Origin of the sequence: Clostridium sp. DSM 8431 (assembly GCF_900116755.1) — a bacterium.
Classification (GTDB): domain Bacteria; phylum Bacillota; class Clostridia; order Clostridiales; family Clostridiaceae; genus Clostridium.
In genome coordinates, this window is record NZ_FPBY01000114.1 from 1 (window position 1) to 11,124 (window position 11,124).

Sequence of the window (11,124 nt, forward strand, 5' to 3'; positions counted from 1 at the left end):
TCTGTTAATCAGTCTGGTAAATTCCAAGGCAATCAATGTAAAATTTCAAAGCGCGGAACTCGTATCGGTCGAAGAGCTTTATATTCAGCAGCACTTGCTTCTATTAGATGTACTCGTAATGGAACTCCTATTAATGGCGTTTTATTAGAATACTATAAAGTTAATTTGCAAGGCAAAAAAGCTAAAGTTGCTTTAGTTGCTATAATGCACAAATTAATAAATTATATCTTTGCAGTACTTCGAAACCAAACTCCATTTGAGTTACGAAATCCTAAAATACATAAGCAAATGTTTTTAGAAAATATTTCTCAAAATAATGTAGCTTAATCAATTTACATTTTTTGTAACCGTTCGTATTTTACAAATGGTTTGTTTGTTATACCCTTTTTTAAAAAAATAATATTTTCTTAATTTACTTGAATATTATTAGCTGGTCTCTAAATTTATATTTTTTATTACTATTTATGTACCTTTTTCATTAACGCTTTATTATTACATTTTTGTAATATTATGTATTTATTTTAATACAAATTGAAACGCAAGACACTCCTTTTGACATTAATTAAAACCTTTTTAACAATTAAATTAGCGAAAAGAAAAAAGAACCTATATAAATAAACTCTCTTCTTCTAATCATCTATTCTATAGGTTCCATTTTAGTGTAACAATCATTTTTTATTTAAATACTAATTTTCTATACTTCTCAATATCAAGCCATTGATTTAAATAATCATTTACATATTCCTTATTCTTATCATGAATTTCTTCATATCCTTTAAGTAGCTTCTCTACCTCTTCCTTTGTCTCTGCATTAATTCCAAAACCTCTACCATTTACTAAAGGTACATTATTATATTCATAATAATCAAGTTCATTAAGAGAAGTAACCTTACCATTTCTTATACTTACATAAACATCATCTCTAAATATTATAATGTCTAAGTCCTTTGGATAATCATAACTATCACCCTTTAAAGGAACTTCATCACCTATTGTATAAACATTATTATTTATAATTTCCTTTGTAAGTGAGAAGTCTCTTGATTCATAATAATATTCTTCAAATATATCATTTCTAGCATTAATACCATTATGAATAAATCCACCCTTTAATGATTCTTCCTTAAGACCTTCATTTTCAGTAATGATTCCACCACCAGCAACATCATAACCTTCTACAAGTACAAATCTTCCTGTAATATTTATATCACTAAACTTATCAAAGGCTACCTTTTCATTAGTCTTAATAATAACTTCTGCAACATCATTTAAAGCAACTGTAGTATTAGCCTTGCTGCTATCTAAATTTGAAGCATCAATAACTCTTACTATCTCTTCTATTTCCCCTTCAACTTCTTGAGTAGTAAGCTTTATCTTATACTTCTTACCAACAGTTAAATCATTTTTACCCATCCAGAATATATTAGCTCTAAAACTATTTGAAACTTCAGGTTTTTCATTTTCAAAGGCAATTATTTCTCCTCTTTTATTAAAGAATTCATCAGTTACGGTTATGCCAACAGATTGTCCTGCATAAACTTCATCAGTTTTGTCTTTTTCTACCCAATACTCTACAGAACTTACTGTAGTCTCTTTTCCTTCTGGATAAATAGTGATCTTATCTCCAACCTTTAATTTTCCACTTTCTATTCTACCTGCAATAATTCTTCTATTATCAAACTTATAAACATCTTGAATTGGGAATCTTAAAGATTTGTCTTCAATTCCTTTTTCCTTTTCTACTAAGTCTATAGATTCTATTAAAGTATGTCCTGTATACCATGGCATCTTTTCTGAAGAATTTAATATATTTTCACCAAAGAAAGCTGATACTGGTATGTAGCTTAAAGGATGTACATTTAACTCACCTAAGAATTCCCCCATTTCTTTTACTATCTTCCTAAATACTTCCTCAGAATAATCAACTAGATCCATTTTGTTTACTATAACATAAACCTTTTTAATTCCTAATAAAGAAAGTATATAAGCATGTCTTCTTGATTGTTCTTGTACCCCCTGCTTAGCATCTACTATAAGAAGGGCTGCTTCTGCATTAGCAGCTCCTGAAATCATATTCTTTAAAAATTCCTTATGTCCTGGTGCATCTATAATTACATAATCTCGTTTTTCTGTTGAGAATTGAATTTGAGTTGTATCTATTGTAATACCTTGCTTTTGTTCTTCTTCAAAAGCATCTAAAAGATAAGCATATTCGAACGGCTTTCCTGTCTCCTTAGCAATTCTTTTTACCTTTTCAACTGCTCCTTCAGGTAATGAATGTGTATCATAAAGTAACTTTCCTATTACAGTTGATTTACCATGATCAACATGTCCAACTGCTACTATATTTAAAACTTCTCTATTATTATCTGTCATAAACTTTGCCCCCTTAAAACTTCTTCTTAGTATTTCTTACATATATCCGTCTTTTCTTAATTTCTGCATTGCATATGCATCCTCTTGATCTTGTGCTCTTCCTGCACGTTCACCTGTTTTAGTATGTTTTAACTCTTCAATAATTTTATCTAAAGTATCTGCATCAGACTTAATCTTACCTGTACAAGGTGCACATCCAAGACTTCTATATCTTTCCCCATTCTTTGCAAAGTATAAATCTATTATTGGAATATTTTCTCTCTTTATATATTCCCATATATCTAATTCATTCCATTGTAATAAAGGATGTATTCTTATATGGTTTCCCTTAGGGAAGTCAGTTTTAAATTGATCCCATAATTCTGGTGGCTGATTAGTGTAATCCCATTCATAATCTTTATTTCTTTCACTAAATACTCTTTCTTTAGAACGTGAACCTTCCTCATCACGTCTAACCCCAACTATAAGTCCATCAAAACTATACTTTTCAACAACCTGTTGTAATCCTTCTGTTTTTAAAGCTTTGCAGCATTTTAATCTTCCTTCGTGTGGTCCCATACCATTTTTAATAGCCTCTTCATTAGTATGTACTATTAAATCTAAGTTAAGTTCTTTAGCTACCCTATCTCTATACTCTATCATCTCTGGTATTTTATGTTTTGTATCTACATGGATAAAAGTAAATGGGCAGTGTCCATAAAATGCTTTCTTTGCAAGCCATAATAAAACTGTTGAATCCTTTCCTATTGACCATAACATTCCTAGCTTACCTATCTTTTTATAAGCTTCCCTTAAAATATAAATACTTTCTGCTTCTAATCTGTCTAAATGATCCATTTTCTTGTCCCCCTTAATATGCATTTGCATTTCTTTTATTAACTTTAATTATTTTTTTATTGCTATTCTTTTCTATTATCCAATAAGCTATATCCCCATCCTGCTTTACTGACAAAGTACTTCCTCTTCCTCCCATATCAGCTCCCAAGTAAAATTTCACTGCATTTAACTTACATTCTTTAATACAAGATGAACACCCCCAGCAGTCATCAGGATATTTAATATATGCTTTTTTATCATCACCTATTTTTATAAGATTACCAGGACATACCTCTGTGCATTTCCTGCATCCTACACATAAATTTTTATCAATCTTGATGCTCATATATTTTCCCCCTCTGTACTATATCTCTAAAGATAATCTTTATTTTATTATCAATAACCCTTGAGTTAACATATTTTAAATACTTATTATCCTTATACCTGTAATCAGTATTTTCACAGAAACTATGCCATCTTGTTTCTTTTCTAGCCCTTAAATGAGCTATTAAAACTTTAGCTACAACTAATCTTTCTTTAATTTCATAAATTTTTATAAGCTCGTCCATATCTTCAGCCTTTAAATCTTCAGCTAAAACTTCTAATTCACCTATTTTTCTTTCTGCAATGTTAAGCTTGTCTTCATTAAACTCATAATTACAGCTTATTCCTCCTGCATATTTATCCATAACAGTTTGCATTGCTTCTTCTATTTCATCAATACTATATAAACCTTCATTTTTTCCTAAATATTTAGTAACTAATTTATATTCTTCATCAATTTTTTCATTATCTATTTCACTAATATATGTATCCTTTATATAATCTAAAGCTGAATTTGCTGCAATTTCTCCTTCAACTAAAGCCCCTGTAACATATTTTTGAGGACATCCTCCTGCTACATCACCAGCTGCATAAAGTCCTTTTATTGTAGTTGCTCTTTTTGTATCAACCCAATATCCTGAAGCTGTATGACCTCCAACTATATAAGGTTCACTTCCTTCAATTTCAACATTAAACTCAGATGGCCCCTTGCCTTCTTCTATCCACTTTAATGTCTGACTTGGTGCCATATTTAAATAAGCTTTATATAAATCTTCCTCTGCTTCTTTACTTATCCCCTTAGTATTAAGATAGCAAGGTCCTCTGCCTTCTATATTTTCTCTTATTGTTCCATAAAGCCTTTCAGAAGTAGTATTTCCATATTTGCTTCCATACTCTTCTCCCTTTGAATTTATCTGAGCTGCTCCTACTCCTTGAGCTATTGTTCCTGTTGGTGCTATGGTATCCTTACATCTTAGAGCTATAAACCTCATTTCAAAGGTAGTCATTTCAGCTCCATGTTTTATTCCCATGGCATATCCAGCACCTGTATTAAAAGGAGAATACCACATTTTATGTTTTGAATACCCTGGATTATTAGGTTTGTAAAGTCCTGCTGCTCCTCCTGTTGCACAAATTACAGCTTTACTTTCAAATACATATAAAATTTCTTCTTCTTCTGAAATTCCAAAGGCTCCCTTTATAACATTATCTTCAACTATGTAATCTATAATATTAACCCTATTTAGTATTTTTACATTAGGAAGGTTTTTAACTGCATCAGCTAAAATTGGCTTTATATTTTCACCATTTATCTTAATATTTCTATTGCCTCTAGTTACGTATTCACCATTTTCATCTTTTAAAATTACAAGCCCTAATTTTTCAAGATCTGCTGTTACCTTATTTAAGTTTTTTGACATAGTAAGAAGTAAATCTTCTCTTACTATCCCTTCTGCATCCTTTACTGCATAATCAACATAATCCTCTGGTCTTCTTCCTTTTACAATGTATGCATTTAAAGCATTAACTCCTGCTGCTAAACATCCACTTCTTTTTATATTTGCTTTTTCAACTATAAGGATCTTATCTTTACTTTTTCTAGAAGCAGTTAATGCTGCATAACATCCTGCTGCTCCTCCCCCTATTATTAAAATATCAGTCCTTAGTTTCTCTACTTTCAACATAATCGCCCCCAAAAATTACTATATATAAATAGGCATCGGATCTGTCTTCAAGCTATTTTCTATCATTTTTGCACCTTTATCCCCAAATATATAAAGTCTATTAACTAAAACGTAAACTTCATCTCCTACAAAAACTGGTTCCTCATCTAATCCTCTATATCCATTAAGGACTAACTCTCCAATTTTCACTTCTAGTTCAAGGCTCCTACCTCTAAAAGTAATAGATTTTATAATTCCCTTTTCTGAAGCTAGCTTTAATGGAATCTCCTTAGCATTTTTACCTATTTGAATAAACTCAGGTCTAACTACTGCTTTTGAACCTTCATCATAATCAAATCCTTTTAAAATACCATAATTCTCTATAACCCTTGATTCTCCAATAAACTGTGCCACAAAAGCAGTTTTTGGTTTTTTATAAATTTCGGCTGGCTTACCCTTTTGTTCTATATTTCCTTTATTCATAACTATAATTTCATCAGCAACTTCTACTGCTTCATCTTGATCATGAGTGACAAAAATACTAGTAATATTAAGCTGTCCTATTATATCTTTAAGCCACATTCTAAGTTCTTTTCTTATTTTTGCATCAATGGCTGCAAAAGGCTCATCTAGTAATAATAATTTTGGTCTTGGTGCTAATGCCCTTGCAAAGGCTACCCTCTGTCTTTGTCCTCCTGACAGTTGATTGGGATAACGATTTTCTAATCCCTTTAAACCTACAAGTTCAATAAGTTCTAGTACTCTTTCCTTTATTTCTTTTTTATTAGCTTTTTGAATTTTCAAACCAAAAGCTATGTTATCAAAAACAGTCATTGATTTAAATAAAGCATAGTTCTGAAATACAAAACCTATTCCTCTCTTTCTAGCATCTATATCATTAACCCTTGTACCTCCAATTAAAATGTCACCTGAGTCTGAATTTTCAAGACCTGCTATCATTCTTAATATTGTAGTTTTACCACTTCCACTAGGACCAAGAAGACCTATAAGTTTTCCTTCTTCAATTTCAAAACTTATATCATTAGAAGCTTTATAGTCACCATAATATTTATTAATATTTTTAAGTTCAACATACATCGTCTATCCCTCCCTATGAGTTTTCCATTCAACTATATTTCTAAGCACAAGTATAATAACTGCAATAATTATTAAAATTGATGCTGCTGCAAAGGCTGCTGCAAATTGATAATCGTTATATAAAATTTCTATGTGAAGAGGAAGTGTATTTGTTTTTCCTGCTATATGCCCTGATACTAAAGATACAGCTCCAAACTCTCCCATGGCTCTTGAAGTACAAAGAATTATTCCATATATTAATCCCCATTTTATATTAGGAAGTGTTACTTTAAAAAATATCTCTCTCCCACTTGCTCCCATCATTGCTGCAGCTTCTTCCTCATCAGTTCCTTGAGATTTCATTAAGGGAATTATTTCTTTTGATATATAAGGAAGGGTAACAAAAATAGTTGCAAGTATAATACCTGGCACAGCAAAAATCACTTTTAAATTAATTGCCCCTATAACTTTTTCAAAAATTCCTCCTCGCCCAAAAGTAAGTATAAACATCAAACCTGCAATTATAGGCGAAACTGCTACTGGAAGATCTATTAATGTATTTAAAATGTTCTTTCCTTTAAATTTGAATTTTGTTATTGTCCATGCTGCACTTAATCCAAAAATAGTATTTAAAATTACTGATACAAGTACAACTAAAATAGTAAGTTCAATAGCTTTATAGCTTTCCCTATTATCTATAGCATTTATATATCCATAAATACCTTCTTTTAATGCTCCAGTTATAACTACTATTAAAGGAATTATTAGCATTACAAGGATAAATAAAACACTTACTCCAATAGTAAGCCACTTTAAAACTTTACTTTCTTTCATTTAATACTACCCCTTTGCAGCTTTGTTAGTATAATGTTCCATTAAATTACTAACTACTAATATTAAAAAAGAAACTATTAACATTGTTAAACCAATAGCTGTAGCGCCATTATAATCATATTGCTCAAGCTTACTTTTAATTAAAATAGGCACTATTTCTGTTTTCATTGGCATATTACCAGAAATAAATACTACGCTTCCATATTCTCCTATACCCCTTGCAAAGGCTAAGCTAAAACCTGATATTAAGGGAGATAATATTTCTGGAAATATTACACTTAAAAATATTTTTGCTCTTCCTGCCCCAAGCATTGTTGCTGCTTCTTCATAAGAATTATCAAGTTCCTTAAGAACTGGCTCTATACTTCTTACTACAAAAGGTATTCCTATAAAAACTAAAGCAATTATTATTCCTATCTCAGAAAAAGCTGATTTAATTCCTAAAGAATATAAGCCTTTCCCAAGGAAACCATTTTGTGAATATAAAGTAGTTAATGAAATACCAGCAACTGCTGTTGGAAGTGCAAAAGGTAAATCAATAACACCATCTAAAATTCTCTTAAAAGGAAAATCATATCTTACTAAAGCCCAAGCTAAGATAGTTCCAAAAAAAGCATTAATAAGAGCTGCTATAAATGAACATTTTATACTTACCCCAAAACTTGCAATAACTCTTGGATTTGTTATTATGTTAATAAAATCACTAAACTTAATTCCACTTGCATTTAATATAAGTGCACTTAAAGGAATCAATACTATGAGACTTAAATATGTAATAGTTAGTCCAAAAGTAAATTTAAAACCTGGAATAACTTCATTATGTTTCTTCATGTCTTTGCCCCCTTTTACCATTAACCTAAGTCATATATTTCATCAAAAATTGCCCCATCTTGAAAGAACTTTTCAGAAACTTTCTTCCAGCCTCCAAAGTAGTCATCAATACCTACAAGTTTTATATCTTTAAAAATATCTCTATTTTTTTCTAATATTTCTTTATTAGAAGGTCTATAGTAATTTTCTGCTGCAATCGCTTGTCCTTCATCACTATAAAGATAATTTATATACTCATTTGCAAGTCTACTTGTTCCTCTTTCCTCTACTACCTTATCTACTATAGATACTGCCGGTTCTGCTAAAACACTTATTGATGGATAAACAATTTCAAAATTATCACTTCCAAGTTTATTAATTGTTGTATAAGATTCATTTTCCCAAGATACTAATACATCCCCAATACCATTTTCTGCAAAACTTGTAGTAGAAGCTCTTGCCCCTGAATCTAAAACTTCCACATTACTATAAAGCTTTCTCATAAATTCTTTACACTTTGTTTCATCCCCACTATTATTTTCTGAAGCATAAGCCCAAGCTGCTAAAAAGTTCCATCTAGCACCTCCAGAAGTTTTAGGATTAGGTGTAACAACTGATACGTCATCTTTTATTAGGTCATTCCAATCTTTTACACATTTGGGATTTCCTTTTCTTACAAGAAAGATAATAGTTGATGTATATGGGCAGCTATTATTACTAAATCGATTCTGCCAATCACTATCTATAAGTCCTGACTTACTTATTTTATCTATATCATAAGATAGAGCCAAAGTAGTAACATCTGCTTCTAATCCATGTATTACTGCTCTACCTTGAGTCCCTGAACCTCCATGAGATTGATTAATTACAACGTCTTGTCCAGTTTTTTCTTTCCAATATCTCGAAAAACATTTATTATACTCTTCATAAAATTCTCTTGTCGGATCGTAAGATACATTTAATAATTCAATAGTATTACTTTTTTCTGTACATCCTGAAATTGATACTAATAATAGAATTACAGATATAAAACCAAATAGCTTTATCTTCATCATTTTCACTCCATTCTTATATTCTTACTAAGCTTATATGTTTTACCTGTCATGTGTATTATATTACCATTTTTTTATTAAGTCAACACTTTTTCTATTTTTTTCATATTTTTATTATATTATTCTTTTAATAATGCAAATACCCAAAAAATTACTTCAAAAAGTTCGCTTTTCAATACCAATCTATAAAATTCCTCTTAAATTCGTCAAAGTAATTTACAGTTTTTCTACCATTTATAACCACTTATCGATTTTACTCAAGCAATTAAATTTTATTTCAACCATTTTTTTATCCAAAAATATACATTAGTATTATATTAAAAAGCACCTATAAACTAGGCACTTTTTTCTAGTGTTTTGTTTATAGGTACCATCCTTTACTTGTTTAAAAATTTCTTATTTATATTTTTAATAAATTCTTCTTTTTCACTTATCCAAGGTATTGATCCTGATTTTTCAAACCATACTATCTGTTTATCTGGAGCATTTAGCACACTAAAATACTCATTTAAAATATCTGATGAATTTAAATAATCATGACTTCCTTGAAAGAAATAGATAGGAACTTTCACTTCTTTAGCTACATTAATAAGATCTATATTATAGTAACTTTTAAATATCTTATCATAAGTCTTCTTCTCTGCTGTAATTACATTTACCTTATCTAATAAGCCATATTCTGATGAAAATATATTATATAAATTATTTTCTCCTACATCTAAAATTTTTCTATCTTCCTTTTCTTTACTCTTTAAATAATCATAGTATACCTTTTGCTTTTTATACATTTTTTTATCATAACCTGGTTTTCCTTGAGCCTTTAATTTTCTTATTTCCTTTTCATCACTATTATTTTCTGCTATCTCTATAGCCTTATTATATCTATATTCCTCATTTCTCTTAACAGATATAAGGGAGCTTGTCCCAATAAATCCTTTATATAAATCAGGATTATCCCTTAGCATAAGAATACCTAATGCACTTCCAAAGGAATTTCCTAAAAGATATACATTTTCTTTATTATATTTTTCACATAAATATTTAGTAAGCTCATTACCATCTGAAACATATCTATCAATATTTAAGTCATCTACCTTCTTATAGGATTTACCAGTTCCTAATTGATCCCAAGTTACCACTAAAAAATTATCTTCTAAATCTTCTAAAGCTTTATTAAATGATGACATTTGTGATTTACCTGGTCCATCACTTAAAACTAATAAAATAGGCTTATTTTTATCTTTTCCTCTAATAGTTATCCACTCTTCATTGTTATTAAGATTTACCTTCTCAAGATTTGCTATACTTGTAGGAATAATATCCTTATATTCATTGCATAAAGGTTTAATATATGCATTTTTTTGTGAATAATATGTAAAGCCTCCTAAGATAATTAAAAGAAGTACTAATATTGAAATAGATTTTCTAAGACGTCTATTCCATATTCTTTTATTTTTAACCTTCTGAACTTTTAATAATATTAGATATAAGATTAAAGATAAAATTACTATTAAAGTTATAATTACTGCTGCTAAAATAATAAAAGTTATACCAAGACTTATTATTTCTGTAATCATATTCTTTTTAAGTATAGGTCTTAATAAAAATTGATATGATAAAGATAGTAACGTCAAAGCAAATAATACTAAAAAGAAAAATCTCATACTTTTTGATTTTTTTTTCATTTTCTCAACCCCTGACCATTATTTTGCGCTTATTATTTATTATATAATATTTTTCCATTTTATAAAATACTTTACTTTTTAATTATTAATTTCCACATTAAAATCTAATTTTTTCATTTTATTATCTTATAATATTTAAATTATTTATACTTATTATTTATTATGATTTTTATTACTTTTGGCTCAATTATGAAATAGAGTGATAAATAAAACTAGCTATTCAAATATAGGTGGACGGCCTTTAAAATTCTTGATTTTATAAGGATGTTTACCCTGTATAAATAATGGATATTCCTGAATTTTATCAAAAATATATTTAAATAAGGATAAAAACCTTTGAAACTATGCTTTCCCTTTGGAATGACTATATGATTAAGCTTGCAATAGGAAGACAAGGTTTTGTATGAATATAAACTATCAGTTATAAAAATACTTTTAGGATTGATTATTTTACCTATACTTCTTATAAGATCATTGCTTGATGGT

Annotated in this window: 10 protein-coding genes; 1 reads left to right on the top strand and 9 read right to left on the bottom strand. The window is 29.3% G+C overall.

What is annotated here, in order from left to right:
* A partial coding sequence (locus BM384_RS11715) for a transposase (RefSeq protein WP_139232104.1) occupies positions 1-327 on the top strand: 327 nt, incomplete at its 5' end.
* Between the two features lie 348 nt (positions 328-675).
* On the opposite strand, the gene BM384_RS11720 is transcribed toward BM384_RS11715, so the two are convergent.
* The 9 genes from BM384_RS11720 to BM384_RS11760 all read right to left on the bottom strand — a co-directional run bounded on the left by BM384_RS11720 (position 676) and on the right by BM384_RS11760 (position 10,638).
* A complete protein-coding gene (locus BM384_RS11720; protein WP_090013811.1) occupies positions 676-2,376 on the bottom strand; it encodes a sulfate adenylyltransferase subunit 1 in 1,701 nt (566 codons plus the stop codon).
* Positions 2,377-2,412: 36 nt separating this feature from the next.
* Positions 2,413-3,213, bottom strand: coding sequence for a sulfate adenylyltransferase subunit CysD (gene cysD / locus BM384_RS11725; protein ID WP_090013813.1), 801 nt, complete (start codon positions 3,211-3,213; stop codon positions 2,413-2,415).
* 13 nt (positions 3,214-3,226) lie between these two features.
* Positions 3,227-3,538 carry a 4Fe-4S dicluster domain-containing protein gene (locus tag BM384_RS11730; RefSeq protein WP_090013815.1) on the bottom strand — a complete coding sequence of 104 codons (312 nt, stop codon included), beginning with the start codon at positions 3,536-3,538 and terminating at the stop codon, positions 3,227-3,229.
* On the bottom strand, positions 3,522-5,201 hold the full coding sequence (locus BM384_RS11735) for an adenylyl-sulfate reductase subunit alpha (protein WP_175537359.1): 1,680 nt from the start codon (positions 5,199-5,201) through the stop codon (positions 3,522-3,524). The genes BM384_RS11730 and BM384_RS11735 overlap by 17 nt, the downstream gene beginning before the upstream one ends.
* A gap of 18 nt (positions 5,202-5,219) precedes the next feature.
* Positions 5,220-6,278, bottom strand: a complete 1,059-nt coding sequence (locus BM384_RS11740) for a sulfate/molybdate ABC transporter ATP-binding protein (protein WP_090013818.1) — start codon at positions 6,276-6,278, stop codon at positions 5,220-5,222.
* A gap of 3 nt (positions 6,279-6,281) precedes the next feature.
* The gene (gene cysW, locus BM384_RS11745) at positions 6,282-7,091 is read right to left on the bottom strand and encodes a sulfate ABC transporter permease subunit CysW (RefSeq protein WP_090013820.1); all 810 of its coding nucleotides are present in this window, start codon (positions 7,089-7,091) and stop codon (positions 6,282-6,284) included.
* 6 nt (positions 7,092-7,097) lie between these two features.
* The gene (gene cysT, locus BM384_RS11750) at positions 7,098-7,922 is read right to left on the bottom strand and encodes a sulfate ABC transporter permease subunit CysT (RefSeq protein ID WP_090013821.1); all 825 of its coding nucleotides are present in this window, start codon (positions 7,920-7,922) and stop codon (positions 7,098-7,100) included.
* Between the two features lie 20 nt (positions 7,923-7,942).
* Entirely contained in the window at positions 7,943-8,956 is a 1,014-nt protein-coding gene (locus BM384_RS11755; RefSeq protein WP_347455070.1) for a sulfate ABC transporter substrate-binding protein, read from the bottom strand.
* 374 nt (positions 8,957-9,330) lie between these two features.
* On the bottom strand, positions 9,331-10,638 hold the full coding sequence (locus tag BM384_RS11760; protein ID WP_090013823.1) for an alpha/beta fold hydrolase: 1,308 nt from the start codon (positions 10,636-10,638) through the stop codon (positions 9,331-9,333).
* Positions 10,639-11,124: the final 486 nt, after the last annotated feature.

Bases quoted from the DNA above. Each gene is read 5' to 3' on its own strand.
- cysW (WP_090013820.1), bottom strand. From the start codon at position 7,091: ATGAAAGAAAGTAAAGTTTTAAAGTGGCTTACTATTGGAGTAAGTGTT.
- BM384_RS11735 (WP_175537359.1), bottom strand. From the start codon at position 5,201: ATGTTGAAAGTAGAGAAACTAAGGACTGATATTTTAATAATAGGGGGA.
- BM384_RS11720 (WP_090013811.1), bottom strand. From the start codon at position 2,376: ATGACAGATAATAATAGAGAAGTTTTAAATATAGTAGCAGTTGGACAT.
- BM384_RS11730 (WP_090013815.1), bottom strand. From the start codon at position 3,538: ATGAGCATCAAGATTGATAAAAATTTATGTGTAGGATGCAGGAAATGC.
- cysT (WP_090013821.1), bottom strand. From the start codon at position 7,922: ATGAAGAAACATAATGAAGTTATTCCAGGTTTTAAATTTACTTTTGGA.
- BM384_RS11755 (WP_347455070.1), bottom strand. From the start codon at position 8,956: ATGATGAAGATAAAGCTATTTGGTTTTATATCTGTAATTCTATTATTA.
- BM384_RS11740 (WP_090013818.1), bottom strand. From the start codon at position 6,278: ATGTATGTTGAACTTAAAAATATTAATAAATATTATGGTGACTATAAA.
- cysD (WP_090013813.1), bottom strand. From the start codon at position 3,213: ATGGATCATTTAGACAGATTAGAAGCAGAAAGTATTTATATTTTAAGG.
- BM384_RS11760 (WP_090013823.1), bottom strand. From the start codon at position 10,638: ATGAAAAAAAAATCAAAAAGTATGAGATTTTTCTTTTTAGTATTATTT.